24 protein-coding genes are annotated in these 23,782 nt (G+C 66.3%); 12 read left to right on the top strand and 12 right to left on the bottom strand.

All coding sequences use genetic code 11. The features are described 5' to 3' along the window. Positions 1-4: 4 nt before the first annotated feature. Positions 5-1,696 (bottom strand): AMP-binding protein, encoded by a 1,692-nt coding sequence (locus AAFP30_RS13920; RefSeq protein ID WP_419230510.1) that lies wholly within the window; start codon positions 1,694-1,696, stop codon positions 5-7. Positions 1,697-1,815: 119 nt separating this feature from the next. Between AAFP30_RS13920 and AAFP30_RS13915 the strand changes: the two genes are divergently transcribed. Further along, complete coding sequence (locus tag AAFP30_RS13915) at positions 1,816-2,169, top strand: VOC family protein (protein ID WP_419230509.1); 354 nt, start codon at positions 1,816-1,818, stop codon at positions 2,167-2,169. A 15-nt stretch (positions 2,170-2,184) separates the two neighbouring features. Continuing rightward, positions 2,185-2,721, top strand: a complete 537-nt coding sequence (locus AAFP30_RS13910) for a YbaK/EbsC family protein (RefSeq protein WP_419230508.1) — start codon at positions 2,185-2,187, stop codon at positions 2,719-2,721. Here AAFP30_RS13910 and AAFP30_RS13905 read toward each other — a convergent pair whose 3' ends face one another. Beyond that, positions 2,722-3,036: a hypothetical protein gene (locus AAFP30_RS13905; RefSeq protein ID WP_419230507.1), complete on the bottom strand. Its 315-nt coding sequence runs from the start codon at positions 3,034-3,036 to the stop codon at positions 2,722-2,724. Between the two features lie 83 nt (positions 3,037-3,119). Between AAFP30_RS13905 and AAFP30_RS13900 the strand changes: the two genes are divergently transcribed. The 4 genes from AAFP30_RS13900 (at position 3,120) to phoA (ending at position 8,076) form a co-directional block, all read left to right on the top strand. Then, positions 3,120-3,713, top strand: coding sequence for a dihydrofolate reductase family protein (locus tag AAFP30_RS13900; protein ID WP_419230506.1), 594 nt, complete (start codon positions 3,120-3,122; stop codon positions 3,711-3,713). A 116-nt stretch (positions 3,714-3,829) separates the two neighbouring features. Further along, complete coding sequence (locus AAFP30_RS13895) at positions 3,830-5,314, top strand: cryptochrome/photolyase family protein (RefSeq protein ID WP_419230505.1); 1,485 nt, start codon at positions 3,830-3,832, stop codon at positions 5,312-5,314. 28 nt (positions 5,315-5,342) lie between these two features. Then, entirely contained in the window at positions 5,343-6,458 is a 1,116-nt protein-coding gene (locus tag AAFP30_RS13890; protein WP_419230504.1) for an alpha/beta hydrolase, read from the top strand. A gap of 124 nt (positions 6,459-6,582) precedes the next feature. Then, positions 6,583-8,076, top strand: coding sequence for an alkaline phosphatase (gene phoA, locus AAFP30_RS13885; RefSeq protein WP_419230503.1), 1,494 nt, complete (start codon positions 6,583-6,585; stop codon positions 8,074-8,076). Here phoA and AAFP30_RS13880 read toward each other — a convergent pair. The 3 genes from AAFP30_RS13880 to AAFP30_RS13870 are packed head-to-tail and all read right to left on the bottom strand — an operon-like array spanning position 8,057 to position 9,012. Continuing rightward, the gene (locus AAFP30_RS13880) at positions 8,057-8,599 is read right to left on the bottom strand and encodes a hypothetical protein (protein ID WP_419230502.1); all 543 of its coding nucleotides are present in this window, start codon (positions 8,597-8,599) and stop codon (positions 8,057-8,059) included. The two genes, phoA and AAFP30_RS13880, sit on opposite strands and share 20 nt — an antisense overlap. Positions 8,600-8,629: 30 nt before the next feature. After that, the gene (locus tag AAFP30_RS13875) at positions 8,630-8,863 is read right to left on the bottom strand and encodes a carboxymuconolactone decarboxylase family protein (protein ID WP_419230501.1); all 234 of its coding nucleotides are present in this window, start codon (positions 8,861-8,863) and stop codon (positions 8,630-8,632) included. Next, positions 8,803-9,012, bottom strand: coding sequence for a hypothetical protein (locus tag AAFP30_RS13870; RefSeq protein WP_419230500.1), 210 nt, complete (start codon positions 9,010-9,012; stop codon positions 8,803-8,805). Before AAFP30_RS13870 ends, AAFP30_RS13875 begins: the two co-directional genes overlap by 61 nt. A gap of 36 nt (positions 9,013-9,048) precedes the next feature. Between AAFP30_RS13870 and AAFP30_RS13865 the strand changes: the two genes are divergently transcribed. From AAFP30_RS13865 to AAFP30_RS13840, 6 genes are all read left to right on the top strand, one after another. After that, the gene (locus AAFP30_RS13865; RefSeq protein ID WP_419230499.1) at positions 9,049-9,900 is read left to right on the top strand and encodes an LLM class flavin-dependent oxidoreductase; all 852 of its coding nucleotides are present in this window, start codon (positions 9,049-9,051) and stop codon (positions 9,898-9,900) included. A gap of 130 nt (positions 9,901-10,030) precedes the next feature. Beyond that, positions 10,031-11,701 carry a thiamine pyrophosphate-dependent enzyme gene (locus AAFP30_RS13860; protein WP_419230498.1) on the top strand — a complete coding sequence of 557 codons (1,671 nt, stop codon included), beginning with the start codon at positions 10,031-10,033 and terminating at the stop codon, positions 11,699-11,701. Between the two features lie 160 nt (positions 11,702-11,861). Continuing rightward, positions 11,862-12,368, top strand: a complete 507-nt coding sequence (locus AAFP30_RS13855; protein ID WP_419230497.1) for an Lrp/AsnC family transcriptional regulator — start codon at positions 11,862-11,864, stop codon at positions 12,366-12,368. A 175-nt stretch (positions 12,369-12,543) separates the two neighbouring features. Further along, positions 12,544-13,770 carry a Glu/Leu/Phe/Val dehydrogenase dimerization domain-containing protein gene (locus AAFP30_RS13850; protein WP_419230496.1) on the top strand — a complete coding sequence of 409 codons (1,227 nt, stop codon included), beginning with the start codon at positions 12,544-12,546 and terminating at the stop codon, positions 13,768-13,770. Between the two features lie 17 nt (positions 13,771-13,787). Then, on the top strand, positions 13,788-15,179 hold the full coding sequence (locus AAFP30_RS13845) for an amino acid permease (RefSeq protein ID WP_419230495.1): 1,392 nt from the start codon (positions 13,788-13,790) through the stop codon (positions 15,177-15,179). An 85-nt stretch (positions 15,180-15,264) separates the two neighbouring features. Next, on the top strand, positions 15,265-15,402 hold the full coding sequence (locus AAFP30_RS13840) for a hypothetical protein (RefSeq protein ID WP_419230494.1): 138 nt from the start codon (positions 15,265-15,267) through the stop codon (positions 15,400-15,402). Between the two features lie 127 nt (positions 15,403-15,529). Here AAFP30_RS13840 and AAFP30_RS13835 read toward each other — a convergent pair whose 3' ends face one another. The 7 genes from AAFP30_RS13835 to AAFP30_RS13805 form a co-directional block, all read right to left on the bottom strand. Further along, on the bottom strand, positions 15,530-16,936 hold the full coding sequence (locus AAFP30_RS13835) for an aldehyde dehydrogenase family protein (protein WP_419230493.1): 1,407 nt from the start codon (positions 16,934-16,936) through the stop codon (positions 15,530-15,532). A gap of 51 nt (positions 16,937-16,987) precedes the next feature. After that, complete coding sequence (locus tag AAFP30_RS13830) at positions 16,988-17,806, bottom strand: HpcH/HpaI aldolase family protein (RefSeq protein WP_419230492.1); 819 nt, start codon at positions 17,804-17,806, stop codon at positions 16,988-16,990. Continuing rightward, positions 17,791-18,576, bottom strand: a complete 786-nt coding sequence (gene hpaH, locus AAFP30_RS13825; RefSeq protein ID WP_419230491.1) for a 2-oxo-hept-4-ene-1,7-dioate hydratase — start codon at positions 18,574-18,576, stop codon at positions 17,791-17,793. The genes AAFP30_RS13830 and hpaH overlap by 16 nt, the downstream gene beginning before the upstream one ends. Before the next feature lie 117 nt (positions 18,577-18,693). Further along, positions 18,694-19,857, bottom strand: coding sequence for a 3,4-dihydroxyphenylacetate 2,3-dioxygenase (hpaD, locus tag AAFP30_RS13820; RefSeq protein WP_419230490.1), 1,164 nt, complete (start codon positions 19,855-19,857; stop codon positions 18,694-18,696). Between the two features lie 48 nt (positions 19,858-19,905). Then, the gene (gene hpaE / locus AAFP30_RS13815; protein ID WP_419230489.1) at positions 19,906-21,423 is read right to left on the bottom strand and encodes a 5-carboxymethyl-2-hydroxymuconate semialdehyde dehydrogenase; all 1,518 of its coding nucleotides are present in this window, start codon (positions 21,421-21,423) and stop codon (positions 19,906-19,908) included. Between the two features lie 24 nt (positions 21,424-21,447). Further along, positions 21,448-22,161, bottom strand: a complete 714-nt coding sequence (locus AAFP30_RS13810) for a GntR family transcriptional regulator (RefSeq protein ID WP_419230488.1) — start codon at positions 22,159-22,161, stop codon at positions 21,448-21,450. Continuing rightward, the gene (locus AAFP30_RS13805) at positions 22,143-23,636 is read right to left on the bottom strand and encodes a fumarylacetoacetate hydrolase family protein (protein ID WP_419230487.1); all 1,494 of its coding nucleotides are present in this window, start codon (positions 23,634-23,636) and stop codon (positions 22,143-22,145) included. The genes AAFP30_RS13810 and AAFP30_RS13805 overlap by 19 nt, the downstream gene beginning before the upstream one ends. Positions 23,637-23,782: the final 146 nt, after the last annotated feature.

Raw genomic sequence — 23,782 nt, 5'->3', positions numbered from 1 at the left:
GGGGCTACCCGATCAGATCCTCGTAGCGGTATTCGGTGGCGATCGGGGTGCTCGCGCCGTGGGCGACGTCCTCGCGCTGTTTGAGTTCGACGCGACGGATCTTGCCGGAGATCGTCTTGGGTAGCTCGAAGAACTCGACGCGACGCACCTTGAGATACGGCGCGAGGTGGTCACGGGAGTACTCGAGGATCGCTTTCGCGGTGTCCGCGTTGGGTTCCCAGCCGTCGGCGAGGGCGATGTAGGCCTTGGGGACGGCCAGGCGGGTGGTGTCGGGCTGCGGCACCACGGCTGCTTCGACGACCGCCGGATGTTCGATCAGCACACTCTCCAACTCGAACGGCGACACCTTGTAGTCCGACGACTTGAAGACGTCGTCGGTGCGGCCGATGTAGGTGATGTAGCCGTCCGCATCCCGCTGCGCGACGTCGCCGGTGTGATAGTGCCCGCCGGCCATGACCTGCTCGTTGCGCTCGGGGTCACCGAGGTAGCCGGTCATCAGATTGGCCGGATGCCGTGAGAGATCCAGACAGATCTCGCCTTCGTCGGATTCGACGCCGGTGACCGGATCGACCAGCACCACCGGCACTCCGGGCATCGGGCGCCCCATCGAGCCGGCCTTGACCGGCTGGCCGGGCGTGTTGCCGATCTGCAGCGTCGTTTCGGTCTGCCCGAAGCCGTCACGAATGGTCAGACCCCACGCCTCCTCGACCTGCCGGATCACATCCGGGTTCAGTGGTTCCCCGGCACCGAGCAGTTCCCGCAGCCCCTCCGGTCGTGCACCGAGGTCGGCCTGAATCAGCATGCGCCACACCGTCGGCGGCGCGCAGAAGGTGTTGACGTTGGCGCGGCGCAACTGGCCCAGCAGGGCGGCAGCATCGAAACGGGAGTAGTTGTAGACGAAAATCGTCGCCTCGGCGATCCACGGCGCGAAGAAGCAACTCCAGGCGTGCTTGGCCCAGCCGGGTGAGCTGATCGCCAGATGCACGTCACCCGGCTGCTGCCCGATCCACGCCATGGTCGTGAAATGGCCGACGGCATAACTGGTTTGCGAGTGCTCGACGAGCTTGGGTCGGCTGGTGGTGCCGGAGGTGAAGTAGATGAGCATCGGATCGTCGACGTCGGTGTCGGTAGTGAACGGACCGGCCGATTCCGTCTCGGCAGCAGCGGAATACGCGTACCACCCATCTGCGCTACCGCCGACCACGATGCGCAGGTAGTCACCGTCGAGCGTCGTGAACTTTCCGGTGTCGCCGACGTTGGTGATGACACAGCGGGCGGCACCGCGATCGATTCGGTCGCGCAGATCCTCCGGCCCGAGCGCGCCGGTGGTCGGCATGACGATCGCACCCAGCTTGAGGACCGCGAGCATCGCCTCCCACAGTTCGACCTGGTTGCCCAGCATCAGGATGACCCGATCGCCCTTCCCGATCCCGAGTTGCTGCAGCCAGGTCGCGACGCGGTCGGAGCGGGTGGCCATCTCGTCGAAGGTGACCTGCTGTTCGCTGCCGTCCTGTTCGGTGATCCACAACGCGATGCCGTCGTTGCCGCGGGCGAACGAGTCGAACCAGTCGATGGCCCAGTTGAACTTCCCGGTCAGCTCGGGCCAGCGGAACTCGCGGACCGCTTTGTCGTAGTCGCCGATCAGCGCGATCATCTGGTCCCGGCTGCTGCGGTAGAGGTCGGTGTTGGTGCTCATCTGGCTATGATGCGCGTCACACTGCGATCCCAACACCCCCTGAAGAGGGGGCCGAAATGCTCTGGCCCATCGAAGCTCGTCCGATAGCCTGGAACCGTTCTGGCCAAAGGAGGCAACTGGTGAGTGACTACGAAGTCAAGATGATCGTTCTGTCCACCGACAACCTGGACGAGTCGATCGAGTTCTACAGCGAGACCCTGGGATTCGGGCTGAAGTTCCGCGACGGCGCGCATTTCGCGGCGCTCGATGGCGGCGCGGTCACCCTGGCGCTGGCCACCAAGGTGGACCATCCGATCCATGGGCAGGTCGTCGTCGGCATCAAGACTGCCGACGTCGACGCCGCAGCCAAGGCGATCGAAGAGAGCGGCGGCGGGATCGTGCAGGCGCCCTACGACGACGCACACGAACGCCGAGCGGTGGTCTACGACAACAAGGGCAACGGGCTGGTGTTCTACAGCCCGCTCAAGAAGTGAGCTCCGCAGCCCGGCATGCCCACTCCTGAAGGAACCCTCCCCTGGCGCCCCTTGCTCGACGCTCTCGATCTCGTCGCACCGTCGATCGCCGAAGCGGCCCGGGCGGGGGCGCTGCCCAGCGCACGGGTCGCGCCGATCGACGCCACCCTCGCCGACACCGAAGCGTTCTGCGCCGCGTACGACGTGGCACTCGAGTCGTCGGCGAACTGCATTGTGGTGCAAGCGCGCCGCGGTGAGACGACGACGGTCGCCGCAGTGCTGGTGCTGGCCACCGATCGCGCCGACATCAACAAGACGGTCCGCAAACACCTCGGTGCCCGCAAGATCACCTTCGCCGCGCACGAGGACACCGAAGCCGCCGCCGGGATGGAATCCGGCGGCATCACGCCGGTCGGACTCCCCGAGGAGTGGCCGATCCTCGTCGACCAACACGTCGTCGACGCCGGTCCGGTGGTCATCGGCGGTGGTGTCCGCGGATCGAAGATCCTGGTGCCCGGAGTTGAACTCGCGACACTACCGAGTGCGGAGGTCCTCGCTCTGACGCTCGACTGATCAGCGGGGCCGCGCCGGCGGTTCGGCCGGCCGCAGCGCCCACCCGGGTACCCAGTGCGTCACCTTCTCCTGCCGATCCTTCGCGGAGATCGTGTAGGTGACCTTGCCGTACCAGGCGCCCCATTCGTCGCGACCCCACTCGGTGAGCACGCCGAGATGGATCGATCGGATCTGCAGTCCGTCGGGTTGGTACTCGCCGTCGTAGTGCGGGGCGTTCGGGTACAGGGCGTTGAGGTCGATGAGCACCGCCTTGTGGCCGACCCGCACGAATGCCGGTCGACGTGGCTGACCGCTGTCGCCGCCAATCCACTGCATACCCACACCGAACAGTTTCGCACACCTGTTCGAAATGGTGCCAGTCGCGATGAATTGCGGACAGACCCGCGGTCAGACCCACCATGAGTACGCGAACGATCACCGCGACCGAGTTCCTCACCCTCGATGGTGTCATCCAAGGTCTCGGCCGCCCCGACGAGGACACGCGCGGCGGATTCACGCACGGCGGATGGGGACCGCGCTACAACGACGACGTGATGGGACGCGAACTCGGCAAGGGCATGGCCCGCGGCGGCGACCTGCTGCTGGGGCGTCGCACCTGGGACGACTTCGCCGTGCAGTGGGGGCAGGCGGCCGACGACAACCCGTACAGCACCCTCATGAACGCGGCCACCAAATACGTCGTGTCACGCGATCTGAACAGCGCCGACGCCTGGCAGAACTCGGTGCTGTTACGCGGGGACGCCGTCGACACCGTCACCGAACTCAAGGCCGCACCCGGACCGGACCTGTCGATCCTCGGGAGCGGAGCGCTCGTCCGGAGTCTGCACGCGGCCCGACTCATCGACCGGTACACACTGCTCATCCACCCCCTGACACTGGGCAGCGGCGCCCGGCTGTTCGACGGGCCGGCACCGCTCATCGAGTTCGATCTGACCGAGGCGGTGACCACGACGACGGGCGTGATCATCGCCCACTACCACCGCGCGTCGTGACCTCGCGGTGATCCACGGTGTCGACTGGGTCGCGATCACCGCCGCCCGCGGCAGCCCTGGCGATTCGCCTCTTACCGTCGAAGATGTCGACTGCGATTCGCCTGGGAGGTTCACCGATGGAAGAAGAGCAGGACCCTCTCTGGCTCTTCGGCGATCAGCTCGGGCCACATATCTGGTCGAGAGGAGATCATGAGGAGCGTGACATCATCCTCGTCGAATCGCAGTCGGCGTTCACGCGTCGCGGCGGGCATCGACAGAAGGCGCACCTGCTGCTGTCCGGGATGCGGCACCTTGCCGCCGAACTCGGCGACCGCGCCCACTATCAGCGGGCCGCAGGCTACCGCGAGGCACTGATCGACCTGGGCCGGCCGGTCGTCGTTTACGAACCGACCTCGTGGGCCGCGTCGCGGTTCGTGCATCGACTCGCCGACGAAGGCCTGGTCTCTGAGGTGCTCCCCAATCCGTCGTTTGCGCTGTCCCGCATCGACTTCCAAGAGTGGGCCGGCGGCAAGAAGCATTTCCGGCTCGAGGATTTCTACCGGTCCCAGCGCCGCCGCTTCGACGTACTGATGAACGGCGACGAACCCGCCGGCGGCCGCTGGAACTACGACCACGACAACCGCGAACCGCCACCCAAACGATCGACGCTGCGCATCGACGACCCGTGGTGGCCCACCGAGGACGACATCGACGAGCAAGTACGCGCCGACCTGGACGCGATGGACGTCGAGTTCACCGGCGCCGACGGACCGCGCCTGTTCGCCGTCACCCACGAGGAGGCGCAGTCGGCGCTGACCACCTTCATCGACCAACGTCTGCCGACCTTCGGCAAGTGGGAGGACGCGATGCTCTCCAAGGACTGGACGATGGCGCACTCGTTGCTCTCGGTGCCGCTCAATCTGTCGCTGCTCGACCCACTCGACGCGGTGCACGCCGCGGAATCCGCGGCACGTGACGGGTCGGTCGGCTTGGCTGCGGCCGAGGGATTCATCCGGCAGATCCTGGGGTGGCGTGAGTACGTGTGGCACCTGTACTGGCACTTCGGTCCGGAGTACCTGAGCCACAACGAATACGACGCACACACCCCACTCCCCGACTGGTTCCGCGACCTCGACGCGGATGCGGTGACCGCGCACTGCCTCTCCGACGCGCTGGCCGGGGTCCGCGACCACGGCTGGGTACATCACATCCCCCGCCTGATGGTGCTGGGAAGCCATGCGCTGCAACAGGGTTACGACCCGGCGGAGCTCACCGAGTGGTTCCGGGCGAACTTCGTCGACGGCTTCGATTGGGTGATGCCGGTCAACGTCATCGGCATGAGCCAGCACGCCGACGGCGGTCTGATGGCGACCAAGCCCTACACGTCCGGCGGTGCCTACATCACCAAGATGTCGGACTACTGCCGGGACTGCGAGTATGACCCGCGCACCCGCCTCGGTGAGTCCGCCTGCCCATTCACCGCCGGGTACTGGACGTTCACCCACCGCAACAGCAAGAAATTGCGAGCCAATCAGCGCACCGCACGGTCGGTGGCGTCGATGACGCGGCTCGACGACATCGACGCTGTCGTGGAGCAGGAGAACCATCGCACCCGGTTCTGAGCCCCGCTCACGACTAGACTTGTGCACCATGGTGATGGCAGATCGTCCGGAAGTGCAGACCGCCTCAGGCCCGGTGACGGCGTTGACCGTGTTCGGCTTAGGCGAATGCCTGCTCAACGGCCTTGCGCGCGTACCATTTCGGCGTCCGTGGGAGGGGCCGGGCGGCCTGCTCGACAACCTCGGTCAGTCGGTCACCCGCCAGGTCATCCGGTCGTTCATGGGCTTCTCGGTCAGCCTGCCGATCGAGGAATTCCGGTCGATGGAGAAGATCCTCGACGACATCTGCAAGGTGGTGATGCCACCGTTCGTCGGGCTGTTCGACGGGGTGGAGATCACCAGCGACACCATCGGAGGCGTCCCCGGACTGTGGTGCCGCGCCAAGGCCAGTTCCGATGCCTACGTCGACGACGCCGATGACAAGCAGACCATCCGCGCCACCATGCTCTACCTGCACGGTGGCGGCTACATCGGTACGTCGCCGATCATGTACTCCGCCTTCGCTGCATCGCTCGTCCGGGCCACCGGGTACGAGGTATTCATCGCCGACTACCGGATGGCCCCCGAATTCCCGTTCCCGGCAGGTGTTCTCGACGCCGCCGACGTCTATCGCGGACTGCTCGAGCGTGGGGTCGGGTCCCAGCACATCGTCGTCGCGGGCGACTCGGGCGGCGGTGGACTGGCCACGTCGCTGATCTCGTATCTGCACGCCAAGGACATGCCGCCGCCGGCCGCGCTTGCGCTGTTCTCCCCCGAGATCGACCTGGATCTCGACCGGCCGTCGATCACCGAGAACGCCCCGTACGACATCCTGCCCTGGACGATCCCGGTCACGCCCTATCTGCAGGGTGTGCAGCCCAACGACCAACGGGTGTCGGCGGTGTACGCGGAACCGGATCCGGAGTGGTTTCCCCCGACGTTTGTCTGCTGGGGCAGCGCCGAGATCTTCCGCGACGGCATCCGGGAGTTCGCGCTCCGGCTGGAGAAGTCCGACGTCCGGACCTACGCAATGGAGGAACACGGCATGTTCCATGTCTTCCCGATCCTCATGCCGTGGGCCGAGTCGTCGAAGCGTGTGTTCCGGGCGCTGCATGACCTCGCCGCCGACCACGTCACCCCGGACCTCGAGGCCGAACAGACACACTGACGTTCCCTGACGCTCACCGTGGCGTCAGAGTCGATTCACCCGTACCCCCGACGATGCTGAGTGGCCATGCGGCCCAGACGCGAACACGAGGGGACGACGAGTGCGGAATCAGCGGGGACGGTATGTGGCGGTTGCGGCGGCCTGTGCGACGGTGTTGGCGGCCGGCGCCTGCAGTAGTGGGGACGACGATGCCTCGTCGTCGCTACCGACGCTGAATCCCGCTGCCAGCGGTGATCTTTCGGTGCACGGTGGAGCCACCCGAGCCGGTGATGACCGCAGCTCGCTGATCGCCGACTCGATCCGCAACAGCGGCGCCAAGAACGTGATCCTGCTGATCGGCGATGGCATGGGCGACTCGGAGATCACCGTCGCCCGCGACTACGCGCAGGGTGCCGGCGGCGCATTCCCCGGCCTCGACGGGCTCCCGCTGACGGGACAGTACACGCACTATTCGATTGACAAGGACGGCAAGCCCACCTACGTGACCGATTCCGCCGCAAGCGGTTCGGCGTGGTCGACGGGAACCAAGACCTATAACGGTGCCATCTCGGTGGATATCGGAGGCAAGGACCAGACGACGCTGCTGCAGCTCGCGAAAGCCGCCGGCAAAGCCACCGGTGACGTGACGACCGCCGAAATCCAGGACGCCACACCGGCAGTCGAGGCCGCACACGTCACCAACCGCAAATGTTATGGGCCGGACGAGACCTCCGAGAAGTGTCCCACCAACGCACTGGAGAACGGCGGCAAGGGGTCGATCACCGAACAGTTCCTCACCACCCGACCCGATCTGGTGTTGGGTGGAGGTGCGGAGAGTTTCGCGCAGGTCGCCAAAGCCGGTGAGTACCAGGGCAAGACCCTCGAGGTGCAGGCCAAGGAACGCGGCTACCAGATCGCCCGCACCGCCGACGACCTGTCCGCAGTCACCGCGGCCAATCAGGACCGGCCGCTGCTCGGACTCTTCGCCGACGGCAACATGCCCGTCCGATGGAACGGACCCGTGGCCACCAAGGGCGGCTACCTCGAGCCCGCCGCCACCTGCACCGACAACCCGGAACGCGGTGCGTCGGTGCCGAAGCTCGCGGCCATGACCAGCAAGTCCATCGACCTACTCAAGGGCAACGAGAACGGTTTCTTCCTGCAGGTGGAGGGCGCGTCGATCGACAAGCAGGATCACGCCGCCAACCCGTGCGGGCAGATCGGCGAGACCGTCGACCTCGACGAGGCCACTACGGTTGCCCTCGACTTCGCCAAGCAGAACAAGGACACGCTGGTCATCGTGACCGCGGATCACGCCCACAGCAGCCAGATCGTCGAGACCATGACCACCGCCGACGTGCAGGACGCGGCCGCGGACGCGAAGCTGCCGTTCGACGCGGTGAAGAACTCGATCTACCCCGGCCTGACCCGGGTGCTGCGCACCAAGGACGGCCAGGACCTGACCGTCTCCTACGGCACGTCCGACAACCTCGACGCGATGGACCAGGGCCACACCGGAACCCAGCTGCGGATCGCCGCCTACGGACCGAGCGCGGCCAACGTCGTCGGACTCACCGACCAGACGGATCTGTTCTTCACCATCTCTCGCGCGTTGGGACTCACCGAGTCAGACAACTGAGCCCCACCCGATAGACCTGCCGGGCCAGCACGACGAGCACCACCGCCGGCACGACGATCCACACGAGGTTCGGCAGCACCGCGACCATCAGGAAGCCGCCGATGTTGCCGTCGTCGAGGGATTGCTTGGTCATCGCCAGGCCGCTCGACGCTTCGACGAGGAAGTAGATCACCGTCTTCCAGAATGTCGCGACGGTGACCATCAGGCCGACGATCACCGCCGACCACCGTTCGCGATGGAACAGCACCCAAATGAGGGCGATCACCTCCAGCAGATTCGCCCAACTCTGGGCGCTGCCGAAGGCGTCGAAGCCGGCGTAACGGTGATCGAACGACGAGTAGAAGACGTGCCCCGGCCACAGGAACGCCATCGACCCGCCCTTGTGCGAGAGGGAGCCCAGCAGCACGTAACAGGCGTCGTACGTCTGGATCGCCGCGGTGATGACGAACCAGATGACGACCCATCGCGGTAGCCGTAGGTCGGCGGGCTGGACCCGGGCCGGGATGTGAGTTGGTGCGCTCATACGCCGAGGGTAGGGCCGGCACCGCCCGCGTCAGCGCTGTTCGTCGAAAACCTTCTGCGCCACTGTCATCGCCGACATCCCGGCCGGGGCACCGACGTAGCCCACGGCGTGGATGATGGTCTCGGTGATCTCGTCGACGCTCGCGCCGTTGTTCAGCGCGCCACGTACATGGCCGGCGAGCTCGCCGTGGGCGCGCAACGCGGTCAGCAGCGCGACGGTGAGCAGGCTACGGGTCTTGCGGTCCAGTCCGGGTCGGCTCCACACGCCGCCCCACACACGAGTTCGGTGACCGCCTCCTGAATCCGTGCCGACTCAGTACCGGCGGTGCGGTCGAGGGCGGCGTCAACGTACTCGTCACCCATCGTCGCGCGGCGGATTCCCATCCCGGTGTCATAGCGGTCGTTGTTGTCCATCGGCACTCCTCAGGTTGGGGTCGGTAGGGTCACGGCATGCGGTACGGCATTTGTATTCTTCCCGATCAGCCATGGCGCGAGTCGTGCCCTCTATGGCAACGCGCCGAGGACATGGGCTTCGACCACGCCTGGACCTACGACCACCTCGTCTGGGGCGGACTCCCCGACTCCCAATGGTTCTCCTCCATCCCGACACTGACCGCCGCGGCCGGCGTCACCACGACGATCAAGCTCGGTACCTTCGTCATCTCCCCCAACTTCCGGCACCCCGCGGCACTCGCCCGGGAGATCCAGACGGTGATCGACATCAGCGGTGACCGGCTCCTCGTCGGACTCGGTGCCGGTGGCACGCCCGACGACCTCATCCTTGGCCAGGCGGAAGTGACCACGCGGCAGCGGGTCGACCGCTTCCAGGAGTTCACGCGTCTGCTGGACCGGACACTCTCGGACGATCGGGTGACCGTCGATGGCGAGTACTTCTCGACCCGCAACATGCGGTTGGTCGGTGGGTCGGTGCGCTCCCGGGTGCCGCTGCTCGTCGCCGGAAACGGGCCTCGCTCAGTCCGTTTCGCGGCCCGCACCGGCGACGGATGGGTCACCACCGGTTCTGGCGGGGAGACGGTGGACGAGTGGTTCGCCGGGATCGCGCGGAGTGTTGCCGTCGTCGACGAGGTATGTGCCGCCGAGGGGCGGCGCGTCGACCGGTTTCTCAGCCTGGATGCGGGGCCGCGCAATTCGTTGGCGAGCGTGGGGTTGTTCGACGACCTCGTGGGGCGGGCCGACGAACTCGGCTTCACCGATGTTGTGGCGCACTGGCCGCGGGAGACCGATCCGTATCGGGCGTCGATGAGCGTGCTCGAAGAGGTCGCGACGCGGCTTCGGCACTGAGCAATCTGTATAGCTTTCGTTGCCGCTGAGCGTCCTCGGTGTACAGGACTGTCAGTCTGTTCTGCACTTGTTGACAGGTCTCGCGACCCCCTGTTGCCTGGCTCACACAAGCCGAGCGAGAGGAACAGCGATGACACTCACCACCGGAGTCACCGATCCGGACGTGACACTCGACCAGCCCCTGCGCCACACCGCGGGTGAGGCCCTCGTCGACGGGCTGCTCGATCACGGTGTGGACACCGTCTTCGGCATTCCCGGCGTCCAGACCTACGAGTTGTTCGAGGCGCTCGGCCAAGCGTCCGACCGCATCGAGCTCATTGGTGCGCGGCACGAGCAGGCCTGCGCCTACATGGCACTCGGTTACGCGCAGTCGACCGGACGGCTCGGCGTGTGCACCGTGGTGCCCGGCCCGGGCGTACTCAATGCGTCGTCGGGGTTGCTGACCGCCCGCGGCACCAGCACTCCCGTGCTCTGCCTGACCAGCGAGATCCCCACCGCCTTCATGGGCAAGGACTTCGGCCATCTCCACGAGATGCCCGACCAGCTCGCCACCCTGCGCACAATCGTCAAGTCCGCCACCAACGTGCTGCACCCTGCAGACGCGAAACCGGCTCTGGCGCAAGCAATCCACGACGCATTCGCCGGCCGGCCCGGACCAACCGCCGTGGCCACCCCGTGGGATGTGCTGACCCAGGATGCGCCGGTCACCCCGGTCGCACCGATCTCGGTGCGCCGCCCCGATGTCGACCTCGCCGTCGTCGACGACGCGATCGCGCTGATCCGGAGTGCCCGCAATCCGCTCATCCTCGTCGGCGGTGGCGCACGGCACGCGTCAACGGAGATCCGGACGCTGGCTGCCGCGCTGCAGGCGCCCGTCGTGACCAACCGCAGCGGCAAGGGCATTGTCGCCGAGGACTCCCCGTTCGGATTCAACTGCGCCGACGGCTACGACCTCTGGGCCGACACCGACCTGATCATCACCATCGGCACCCGCGCCGAACTGCTGTGGTTCCGGTGGCCCGCCAAGCCCGGGGTCGCCGCGATCAGCATCGACATCGACCCGACGGCCCATGCGCGGGTGCACTCCACGGTCGCGATCACCGCCGACAGCCGCGACGCGGTCGACGCGCTGGTGCGGCAGCTGACTGTGGCACCTGTGGAGACCGTGTGCCGGGAATCTGAGTTCACTCGCATCAAGCGGGAGAAGCAGACCGAGATGGATGCCTGGCTGCAGCCGCACCGCGACCACCTCGCCGCCATCCGGCGCGCCCTCCCGCGTGACGGCTTCTTCGTTGACGAGGTCTCGCAGATCGGGTTCTCGTCGTACTTCTCCTTCCCCGTCGACGAACCCCGCCAATTCATCACCTGCGGCCACCAGGGCAACCTCGGCTACGGCTTCCCGACGGCGCTCGGTGTCAAAGCGGCACATCGGGATTCGGACGTCGTGTCGGTCACCGGCGATGGTGGATTCCAGTTCGGCATCCAGGAATTGGCGACTGCGGTGCAGCACCGGCTCGGTGTCGTCGTGGTGGTGTTCGACAACGGCGCCTACGGCAACGTCAAGGCCGATCAAACCCTCACCTACGACAACACCGTCGGATCCACCTTGCACAACCCCGATTTCGTTGCGCTGGCCCGCGCCTACGGCGCCCACGCGGACTCCGTGACCACCTCGGACGGACTCGAACGCGCGGTGCGCGACGCCATCGGGCGTGACCTTCCGACCGTGCTCGTGGTGCCCATGCCGCTGAGCACCGAAGTGTCGCCGTGGCGGTACCTGACCCCCGAAGCCGGTCGCTGACGACTGGCCCCTATCCCTGGCCCTCGATCCCTGAGGTGCGAGGCGCCAGCCGAGCCACGAAGGGCTACGCAAGATTCACCAGAAGCCAGCAAAACGCGTCAATCTGTGTACACAATAACCGAGACCAACTGGACACACTGCCTAGAAGGGTGATCCGACGATGGACCCGGTGAAACTCGACGCGATCGACTTCGCGCTGCTCGATTCCCTGCACCGGGATCCGCAGATCGGCGTACTCGAGACCTCCCGTCGGATCCGGGTCGCACGAGCGACCGTCCAGGCTCGACTGAAGAAGCTCGAGGCGGCCGGGGTCATCGTCGGCTATCACCCGCATATCGATTTGGGCGCAGCGGGTTTCGCCGTCCAGTGCTTTGTGCAGTTGGAGACCGCGCAAGGTGAGCTGGCGCAGGTGGCCGACGAGCTCGCTGCGATTCCCGGTGTGCTGGAAGCGTTTGCGACCACCGGGGCCAGCGACGTGCTGTGCCGGGTGGCAGCGGCGTCGCATCAGGATCTGCAGGCCACCCTGGTGCAAATCGGTCGTTCCCCGCTGATCACGCGATCCATCAGCATCGTGGTGTTGTCGGAGATCGTTAAGTTTCGCGCGATGCCGTTGTTGCGAACCCTCGACAAGGACGATCGTCCGGTGCGCTCGCCGGAGTATCGCTGACTATCTTGCTATACAGGTTGCACATTTAGCAGCCATATTTGTCGGCCATCTATACGCATAGTGTGCGACTTGATAGTCAAGTGTTGTCCACATCACGTTCATCGCGCACGATGATCGTGTTCACATCAGTTCACCGCAGGTAATCGCCTGCAGCTCATCACGATTGGGAAACCACATGAAGCAACTGCTGAACCGTTTCGAGTCCAAGACCCCCGAGGTCGTGTTCGAGTGGCACGACACCGAGACCTCGGCCCGCGGCTGGACCGTCATCAACTCACTGCGCGGTGGAGCGGCCGGCGGTGGTACCCGGATGCGTGCCGGCCTGGATCGCCGTGAGGTCGAATCTCTTGCCAAGACAATGGAAGTCAAGTTCACCGTCGCCGGACCCGCGATCGGTGGGGCCAAGTCGGGCATCGACTTCGACCCCGCCGATCCCCGCAAGGACGAGGTCCTGCGCCGCTGGTTCAAGGCCGTCACCCCGCTGCTCAAGACGTACTACGGCACCGGCGGCGACCTCAACGTCGACCAGGGCTCCGAAGTTCTGCCGATGACCGCCAGCCACGGTGTGGAGCACCCCATGATGGGAGTCGTCAACGGACACTATGGTTCTGCGGCGGGTGACAACGCGCAGCGCGTCGATCAGCTCCGCCACGGCGTCGTCAAGAACGTCACCGATCCACGGTTCGCGCCCGACGACACGGGCCGCCACACAGTCGCCGACCTGATCACGGGCTGGGGTGTGGCGGAATCGGTTCGGCACTACTACCGCGTCTACGGCGGCGCCCTCGAGGGCAAGCGGGTCATCGTGCAGGGCTGGGGTAACGTCGGCGCGGCAGCCGCGTACTACCTGGCGGTGGCCGGTGCCCGGATCGTCGGAATCCTCGACCGCGACGGCGGGCTGCTGCGCACCGACGGCCTGACGACCGCCGAGGTCACCGACCTGTTCCTGAACAAGAACGGCAACCAGCTCTCCACCCCGCAGAAGCTGCCGTTCGACGACGTCAACGACCAGATCTGGTCGATGGGCGCCGAGCTCTTCCTGCCCTGCGCCGCTTCCCGATTGGTGACACGCGCCCAGGTCGACGCCATGATCGCCGGCGGACTCGAAGTTGTCGGCAGCGGCGCGAACGTCCCCTTCGCCGACCCGGAGATCTTCTACGGCCCGATCTACGAATACGCCGATCAGAACGTCGCGGTCATCCCCGACTTCATCGCGAATTGCGGTATGGCGCGGGCCTTTGCGCTGCTCATGGACGACGCCGCGCAGATCACCGACGACGCCATCTTCGGCGACGTGTCGACCACCATCGGCGAAGCCCTTGAGCGCTGCCATGCGCGGTCGTCGCAGCCGACGCTGCTGGCCGCCACCGCGTTCGAGATCGCCCTCGATCAGCTGGTGTGAGAGGAACCGACGACATCATGACTCTCACAACACCAACGACGACGACGGATACGCCGTCGCTGCGGCAATCGATGAAGCCGCGTCAGCTCGTGATGATCAGTCTCGGCGGCGCCATCGGCACCGGGCTCTTCGTCGGCTCCGGCGCGGCCGTCGGTGTCGCCGGACCGGCGATCGCCATCTCCTTTTTGCTCGCCGGGCTGATCGTCGTGCTCGTGATGCGGATGATGGGTGAACTCGTTGCGGCGAATCCGTCGAGCGGAGCGTTCTCGGTGCACGCCGAGAACGCGATGGGGCCCGTCGCCGGCCGCACCATCGGCTGGCTGTACTGGGTGCAGGTGGTGGCCGTCGTCGCGGCGGAAGCCACCGCGGCCGCCGCGATCACCAGTTCCGCGGTCCCTTGGATCCCGCAATGGGCTGCGGCACTGGCCTTCATGACGCTGTTCACCGTCGTCAATCTCGCCGGGGTCGCGAAGTTCGGCGCCTTCGAGTACTGGTTCGCGGCGGTGAAGATCGCCGCGGTGGTGGCGTTCCTCGGGATCGGACTCGCACTCCTGATGGGCTGGTTGCCCGGCGTGCAATCCCCCGGTTTCGAGAACCTCACCATGCACGGTGGTTTCGCGCCTGCCGGGATCACCGGCATCGCCGCCGGGCTGCTGATCGTCATCTTCGCGTTCGGTGGCACCGAGGTGGTCGCCATTGCGGCGGCCGAGACCACCGATCCGGAACGCAACGTGGCCCGTGCGGTGCGCACCATCGTCTGGCGCATCCTGGTGTTCTACGTCGGTGCGGTGATGATCATCGTGTCGATCGTGCCGTGGGAGACACCTGCGCTGGCGACCGGGCCGTTCGTCGAGGTGCTCAGTGTCGCACGGATTCCGGGTGCAGCAGCGCTGATGGGCTTGGTCATCGTGATCGCGCTGCTGTCGTCGCTCAACGCGATGCTGTTCAGCGCGTCCCGGATGATCTTCTCGCTGTCCGAGCGTGGTGCGGCACCGAAGATGTTCTCGGTTCTCGGCCGGGATTCAGTACCACGCAATGCGGTACTCGCGTCTGTCGCTTTCGGTTTCATCACCGTGCTGATCAATTTCGTCGCTCCTGACAAGGTGCTGCCGATACTGCTGAACGTGGTCGGCTCGACGATCCTGGTGCTGTGGTTCTTCGTCGCCATCTCCCAGATCCGGTTGCGGTTCCGTGCCCGACGGAACGGCACCGAAGACCAGCTGCCGCTCAAGATGTGGTGCTTCCCGTACCTGTCCTACCTCGCGGTGGCACTGCTCTCCGGCATCGTCGTGCTGGCCATGTTCGACACCGCTGCCCGCAACCAGCTGCTGGCGACCGTCGGGTTGACCGCCGCCATCGCGGGGCTCAGCTGGTTGGCCCTGCGCCGACAGCAACCACTTTCCCGCTGACAGCAACCAGTTCTCCGGCGACAGCAACCAAACGCTGGTTGCTGTCGGCGGCATTCTGGTTGCTGTCCGCGGGAAAGTGGTTGCTGTGGGCGAGATTCTGGTTGCTGTCGGCGGGAAATTGGTTGCTGTGGGCGAGATTCTGGTTGCTGTGGGCGGGAAAGTGGTTGCTGTCGGCGCGAAAGTGGTTGCTGTGGGGGTGCTGTCGTTTCCGCTGATCGAGTAAGCGAGGAGCGCTAGCGACGAGCGCATCGAGATCACCTGCTGCACAGGGCATGTGGTCTCGATGCGCTCACTCGCTAGCGCTCGCTCACTTACTCGACCAACGGAGAACGGGTTGGTGAGCTGGTGACTCAGCCGTTGATGATCTGCGGGACGGAAACGCCCTTGAGTCCTTCGACGCCGAACTCCAGACCGTAGCCGGACTTCTTGACGCCGCCGAATGGGATCATCGGGTGCACGCCGCCGTGCTTGTTGATCCACACGGTGCCGGCCTCGAGACGGGCGGCGACGTCGCGGGCCTTATCGCGGTCGCTGCTCCACACCGACGCGCCCAGACCGACGTCGAGCGCATTGGCAAGTCCGACAACCTCGTCGAGGTCGGTGTAGCGGATGATCGGCAGGGCGGGGCCGAACTGCTCTTCCGCTACGAGTGGGTTGTCGTTGTCGATGTCGGCGACCAGGGTCGTCGGGTAGAAGTTGCCGGGCGCGGCGGTATCCGGGTCACCGCCGGTGAGGATCTTCGCGCCGGACTCCTTGGCCGCCTCGACCAACCGCGCGACGATGTCGAACTGCTGCTTGTTCTGCAGCGGTCCGAGCACATTCTCCTCCTCGAGCCCGCGACCCATCGGCATGGTGCCGGCGACCTCGAGCAGGGCGTCGCACACCTGGTCATACACGTCGGTGTGCACATACAGCCGCTTCATCGCCGCACAGGTCTGGCCGGTGTTGATGAAGGCGCCCCAGAACAGGTCCTGCGCAATGGCTTTCGGGTCGACATCGGGAAGGACGATGCCGGCGTCGTTGCCGCCGAGTTCCAGGGTGAGGCGCTTGATGGTGTCGGCGGAGCTCTTGATGATCGCCTGACCGGTCTTGGTGGAGCCGGTGAACATGACCTTGTCGATGTCGGGGTGGCTGGAGAGCCGCGCGCCGACCTCGCGGTCACCGACGACGGGGATCAGCACGTCGGCCGGCAGCACGCTGTTCATCACGGTGATGAGCGCGAGTACGGACAGCGGGGTGAACTCCGACGGCTTGACTACGGCGGTGTTGCCCATCCGCAGCGCCGGGGCGACCTGCCAGATGGTGATCATCATCGGCCAATTCCACGGGCCGATCGCACCGACCACACCGACCGGGCGGTAGTGCAGTTCGGCGTGGGTCTCCTCGTCGTCGACGACGGTCTGCCCGGGCAGCGGCGTGGCGGCGGTGGCGCGCAGCCATGCCGAGCAGCCACCGACCTCGAAACGCGCGTTGGGTCCGTTGAGCGGTTTGCCCTGCTCCCGGGACAGCAGTTCGGCCAGCGGTTCGGCTGCGGCGTCGATGGCGTCGGCGACCTTCATCAGGATGTCGACGCGGTCGGAATCGCTGCGCGCGGCCCACGCCGACTGCGCGGCGCGAGCACGGGCGATCGCGTCATCGAGTTCGTCGACGGACTGGAATGCAACCTTGCCGACCACCTCGTCGGTGGCCGGGTCGGTGATCTCCCGCCCGTCGGCGGCGGTGATGTCGGCGAGGAGTGAGTCGTAGGTGACGCTCATGGTGTATTCCTTCGATATCGGTCCGGCCTCATTGCCGGAAACGTCTGGGATTCAGTAACTGCTGCGGCCGGCGTCGGGCCGGTCGGTGTCGGAACGAGAGGCGACGAATCGGGCGGTCAGCGCCTCGGAGCCGCGCGCGAGCAACGCGACGTCGGCACCTACGAGCAGGAAGGTGGCGCCGCCCGCCGCGTAGCTGTCGGCCTGATCGGGGACGAACGCGTTGACACCCACCGGTTTTCCGGCTGCCCGGACCCCGGCGAACGCCTTTTCGACGCCTGCGACGACCTCGGGGTGCGTCTGCTGTCCGAGCAGACCCATGGACGCGGCGAGGTCGCTGGGCCCGACGAACACGCCGTCGATGCCAGGCGTGTCGGCGATCGCCTGGGCATTCTCCACGCCCTCGGCGGTCTCGATCTGAACGAACACCGATACGTGGTCGGCGGCGTTCTGCAGGTAGCCGTCGACGCGGTTCCAGCGCGCCGACCGGGCCAGCGCACTCCCGACGCCGCGCTTTCCGACGGGTGGGTATTGCGCCGCTTCGGCAACGGCCCGGGCTTCCTCGGCGGTCGAGATCATCGGCACCAGAATAGTCTGGGCGCCGAGATCCAGGACCTGTTTGATGATCACCGAATCGCCGACCGGCACCCGCACAACCGGCACCGTTTCGTAGCCGGACACCGCATGCAGTTGCGCGAGAACGGATTCCAGACCGTTCGGGGCGTGTTCCATGTCGATGAGGATCCAGTCGAGTCCGGCGCCGGCCATGATCTCGGCCGATGTCGGTGATCCGAGGCAACTCCAGCCGCCAAACAGCGGGCGGTCGGAGTCGGCAAGTGCGTCGCGCAGCGTGGGATTCAGACGAAGCGGCATGAGATGGTTCCCATCGGTCCGTAGTCGGCGAGCACCGTGTCACCCTGATGTACCCACATCGGCCGGGTGAACGATCCGGCGAGCACGATCTCCCCCGCCTCGAGGCGATCGCCATGCTGGGCGAGCTTGTTCGCCAGCCACGCCACGCCGGTTGCCGGGTGGTTGAGCACTGCCGCGGCGACCCCGGACTCCTCGATCGTCTCGTTGCGGTAGAGCAACGCCGACACCCACCGCAGATCGATGTCGCCGGGGGCGGTGGGGTTGCCGCCGTACACCATTCCGCCCATCGCAGCGTTGTCGCTGATGGTGTCGACGATGGTGCGTCCCGCCATCTCGATCCGCGAACTGAGGATCTCCAGCGCCGGCACCACGTACTCGGTGGCACGCATCGCGTCGAACACCGTGGCGTTCGGGCCCTCGAGCGGGGTGCCGAGGACGAACGCCAGCTCCACCTCGATGCGCACGTTCGAGTAGCGGCCGTGCTCGATGACCGAGCCGTTGTCGAAGACCATGTCGTCGAAGATGGCGCCGTAGTCGGGTTCGGTGATGCCGGTCGCCGCCTGCATCACCTTGCTCGTCAGGCCGATCTTGCGACCGACCAGCCGACGACCGGATTCGATTCCGCGCCTGCGCCATTCGTTCTGCACGGCGTAGGAGTCCTCGACGGTCATGTCGGGGTAGCGCGCGGTGAGGAGCGGGATCATGGTGCGGTCACGCTCCGCGGCCGCGAGTTCGTCGGCGATCGCGGTGATCGTGTCTGCGGGGAGCAAGGGTCCTCCTGTTCGTGGGTGTGTGGCTGCTGGTTTCGACGGACGCTGCCTCGGCTGGCGCCTCGGAAGCTGCTCAACCAGCGGTTGGGAGTCACCTCACCGCTGGGTGGTCGCGTCCTACAGCTGCGCGCCGAGCTTGTATTCGCCCTTCTTCCAGTCCGGCATCTCCTCGTCGTCGGTCTTGCGGGTGTAGGAGAAACCGTCGGCGCCGATGGTGACGGCCATTTCAGAGTCGTCGGTGCGGGCGACGACCGGCTGGGGGTTACCGTCGAGGTCGAGCACAAGGGAGGCGTCGGTGTACCAGCTCGGCACGACGGGGGTGCCCCACCAGTCGCGACGCTGGTTGTCGTGGACGTCCCAGGTGACGACCGGGTTGTCGGGGTCGCCGGTGTAGTAGTCCTGCGTGTAGATCTCGACGCGGTGACCGTCCGGGTCGCGCAGGTAGAGGTAGAAGGCGTTGGAGACGCCGTGGCGGCCTGGGCCGCGCTCGATGGAGTCCGAGCGGCGCAGCGCACCGAGCTTGTCGCAGATGGCGAGGATGTTGTGCTTCTCATGCGTGGCGAACGCGACGTGGTGCATGCGCGGGCCGTCGCCGCCGGTGGTGGCGGTGTCGTGCACGGTGGGCTTGCGGCGCATCCACGCGGCGTAGACGGTGCCGTGCTCGTCCTGGATGTCCTCGGTGACGCGGAATCCGAGGTCCTGGTAGTGGCGGACCGCGCGCGGCACGTCGGGGGTGACCTGGTTGAAGTGGTCGAGGCGCACCAGCTCGCCCGGGGTGTGCAGGTCGTAGCGCCACGACAGCCGCTCGACGTGATCGGTCTGGTAGAAGAACTCGTACGGGAAGCCCAGCGGGTCCTCGACGCGCACCGAGTCGCCGATGCCCTTCACGAAGCCCTCCGCGCGACGCTCGACGCGGCAACCGATTTCGGTGTAGAAAGCGACGGCCTTGTCGAGGTCCTCGGGGCTGCGCACGCGGTAGGAGAACACGGCCACGGCGGCGACCGGGCCCTTGCGCAGCACGAGGTTGTGGTGGATGAACTCCTCGGTCGAGCGCAGGTAGATGGCCTCGTCGTCCTCTTCGGTGACGTAGAGACCCAGCACGTCGACGTAGAACTCGCGCGACGCCGCGAGGTCGGTGACCACGATCTCCATGTAGGCGCACCGCAGCACGTCGGGCGGTGAGGACTTGGGAGTGGTGACGGGGTTGTCGGCGTGGATGGGTGCTTCCTGGGAGACGTAGTAGCCCGACGAGGTCAGGGTCATCTCTTCGCGGTTGGTCATATCAGCGTCCTTGGTGATGAAAAGTGGTGCGGGGTGGGTGGGTTGGGGTTACTGCTTGCCGAAGGTTGGGTTGTGCACCTTGCCGAGGGTGATGTGCACGGCCTGCTGATCGGTGTAGAAGTCGATCGAGCGGTAGCCGCCCTCGTGTCCGAGACCCGAAGCCTTCACGCCACCGAACGGGGTGCGCAGATCGCGGACGTTGTTGGAGTTGAGCCACACCATGCCGGCTTCGACGGCCTGCGAGAAGTTGTGGGCCCGCTTGAGGTCGTTGGTCCAGATGTAGGCGGCCAGACCGTATTTGACGCCGTTGGCCATGGCCAGGGCTTCTTCTTCGGTGTCGAACGGGGTGATCGCGACGACCGGGCCGAAGATCTCCTCCTGGAAGATGCGGGCGTCGGGCTTGACGTCGGCGAAGACCGTTGGGGCGACGAAGTTTCCGTTCTCGAAGCCCTCGGGACGGCCACCGCCGGCCACGAGACGTCCCTCGGACTTGCCGATTTCGACGTAGCTCATGACCTTGTCGTAGTGCTCGGGGTGGACCAGCGCACCGACCTCGGTGGCCGGGTCGTGCGGGTAGCCGACCTTCACGCGCTTGGCCTGTGCCGCATAGCGTTCCACGAACTCGTCGTAGACGGGACGTTCGACGAGGATGCGGCTGCCGGCGGTGCAGCGTTCGCCGTTGAGGGAGAACACGCCGAAGATGGTGGCGTCGATGGCGGCGTCGAGGTCGGCGTCGGCGAACACCACGGCGGGGCTCTTGCCGCCGAGTTCCATCGACAGACCCTTGAGGAACGGTGCGGCGTTGCCGAAGATCAGCTGACCGGTGCTGGACTCGCCGGTGAACGAGATCAGCGGCACGTCAGGGTGTTTCACCAGTGCGTCGCCGGCGTCCTCGCCGAGGCCGTTGACGAGGTTGAACACGCCTTCGGGCAGTCCGGCCTCCTCGAAGATGCCCGCCCACAACGATGCCGAGAGCGGGGTGAACTCGGCGGGCTTGAGTACCACGGTGTTTCCGGTGGCCAGTGCCGGGCCGAGCTTCCAGGACTCCAGCATGAACGGGGTGTTCCACGGGGTGATCAGGCCGGCGACGCCGATCGGCTTGCGGTTGACGTAGTTGACTTGGCGGCCGGGCACCTTGTAGGTGTCGTCGGCCTGGGCGACGATCAGGTCGGCGAAGAACCGGAAGTTCTCCGCGGCGCGACGCGCCTGGCCGAGGGCTTGGGTGATGGGCAGGCCCGAGTCGAAGGACTCGAGTTCGGCGAGTCGGGCATCGCGGGATTCGACGATGTCGGCGATACGGTGCAGAATGCGGGAACGCTCCCGCGGCAACATCTTCGGCCACGGGCCCTCGGTGAAGGCCTTCTGGGCGGCGGCGACGGCGAGGTCGATGTCGGCCTTCTTGCCTGCGGCGGCCTGCACGTAGGTCTCGTTGGAGACGGGATCGAGGACGTCGAAGGTGTCGCCGTCGACGGAGTCGACGAACTTGCCGCCGATGTAGTGCTGGATGCGGGTGGGCAGATCTTCCGGGATCTGCTGTGCGGCTGGGGTGCTCACCGTGTTGGTCATGCTTGCTCCAATTCCTGCGGGGTTTCAGTAGGCCGGGAGGCCGAGGGTTTCGTCGGGGTGTTCGTGGACCATGTAGGCGTCGAGGGTGGCTGCGCGGTGGCGTCGGGCGACCTTTTCGATCTCGCCGAGCGGGGCGCCGATCTCGATGAGCCGCACGATGTTCTCGTGTTCGCGGACGGATTCTTGCGCCCGGCCGGGCACGAAGGAGAAGGTCGAGGACCGCAGGTGACCGAGGCGTGCCCATTCGGCTTCGACCAAGGTCACCATGCGCGGGTTCACGCACTTGGCGAAGAGCACCGCGTGGAACTCCTGGTTCAGCGCGGTGAACAGGCTCGGGTCGAAGTGGTCGAGCGACTCGATCATCCGCTCGTTGACCGACCGTGCGTGCCGCAGATCGTCTTCCGTCAGCCGCCGGGCGGCGAGCGCGGTCGCGGCGCCTTCCAGGATGCTCAACGCCTGCATGCTGTGGCGGTACTGCGAATCGTCGACCATCGACACCTGGGCGCCGATGTTCTTCTCAAAGGTCACCAGGCCCTCGGCCTCGAGTTGGCGGATCGCCTCGCGAACCGGCACAACGCTCATGTCGAGGTCCTTGGCCAGTGAACTCAGCACCAGCCGATAGCCCGGGGTGAAGGTCTGGCGGGCAATGCGTTCCTTGATCCAGTGGTAGGCGACCTGCGACTTACTCTGTGTCGGCGCGGCTTTCATCTCAGCAGGTTTCACTGCGTCTTGAGCCATTGCGCGTACCTCGCCTTCCACTCGGCGTTCGGGGGAAACAGTCCGTCCACGGGATGTCCGGCGGCGACCTGCTCGGCCACCCAGCCGTCCTGCTGCTCTTGTGCGAGTGCGGCGTCGGCGACCTCGTCGGCGATGGCCGGCGGGATGACGACCACACCGTCGCCGTCGCCGACGATGATGTCGCCCGGCTGGACGGTCGCGCCGCCGCAGGCGATGGTGAGGTCGGAGTCCCACGGCACGTGCTTGCGGCCGAGGACGGCGGGATGCGGTCCGGCGGTGAACACCGGGACGCCGATCTCGGCGACGGCGTCGTAGTCGCGGACACCGCCGTCGGTCACGATGCCGGCCGCGCCGCGGGCCTTCGCGCGGATGGCGAGGATGTCGCCGAGGGTGCCGGACCCGGTTTCACCGCGGGCTTCGATCACGATGACCTCGCCGGCTCCGACAGCGTCGAACACCTGCTTCTGGGCGTTGAAGCCGCCACCGTGCGAGTCGAACAGGTCTTCGCGGTTCGGCACGAACCGCAGGGTGCGGGCGGTGCCAACGAGTCGGGTGCCCGGCACCTGGGCGCGCACACCGTCGATGGAGACGTTGTTGAGGCCACGCTTGCGGAGTTGTCCGGAGATGGCCGCCACGGGAATCTGCGAAAGCTTCTCGCGCAGTTCATCACTCAGACCCTTGGGCGCCGGCTCGGCGAGGCCGGCGGCCTCGGCCGAGCCCCAGGCCTCAGCGCGCTGTTTATCGTCGACGGCGGGCAGTGAGCCCAGGTCGGCATCGAAGCCGTGCGTTCCGGCGACGACGGTGGTGCTCAGCCGGCCCGAGGTCGGGGCACCGGAAGCGGTGGGCGCGTCGACCTCGACCTCGACAACATCGCCGGGCACAACAACCGACGAGCCGGCCGGGGTGCCGGTGAGGATGACGTCGCCGGTCTCGAGGGTGAAGTGCTGGGACAGGTCGGCGACCAGCTGGGCCAGCGGGAAGATCATGCCGCCGGTCGTATCGTCCTGCGCCAGAGTGCCATTCACCCAGGTCCGCAGGCGCAGTGCGGTGGGGTCGACGATCCGCGCATCGATCAGCTCGGGACCGAGGGGGGTGAATCCATCGCCGCCCTTGGAGCGGACGTTGGAGCCCTTGTCGTTGGCGCGCAGGTCGTAGAGGCCGAAGTCGTTGCCTGCGGTGACCGAGGCGACGTGCTCCCACGCCTCGGCCTGCGACACGCGGCGGGCGGGGGCGCCGATGATTAATGCGACCTCGCCTTCGAAGGCCAGCAGTTCGGTGCCCTCCGGACGCTCGATGACTCCCCCACTCGCGGCGACCGAGCTCGAAGGCTTGAAGAAGTACGACGGGTGCGCCGGACGACGGCCACGCTGATCGGCGCGCGAGGCGTAGCTCAGATGGATGGCGACGATCTTGCCGGGCCTGCCGGTCGGCAGCGTCGACCCCGGAGTGGATGTCGGTTCGGACTTCGTCGTCATGACCGCCCTTCCTAGGCAATTCAGGTCGTATACGAAAACGTATCTTGCAACGGGTATACGAGATCGTATATGTTTGGTCCCACGGATGGCAAGTGACCCAGATCGCACAGTTTTCACGACGTGGCTCACAACACCACCAGGCCCGA

Origin of the sequence: Gordonia sp. CPCC 205515 (assembly GCF_048537925.1) — a bacterium.
Lineage (GTDB): Bacteria > Actinomycetota > Actinomycetes > Mycobacteriales > Mycobacteriaceae > Gordonia.
The sequence above is the reverse complement of the archived record's forward strand: the minus strand, read 5'-3'. Positions and strand labels throughout refer to the sequence as shown.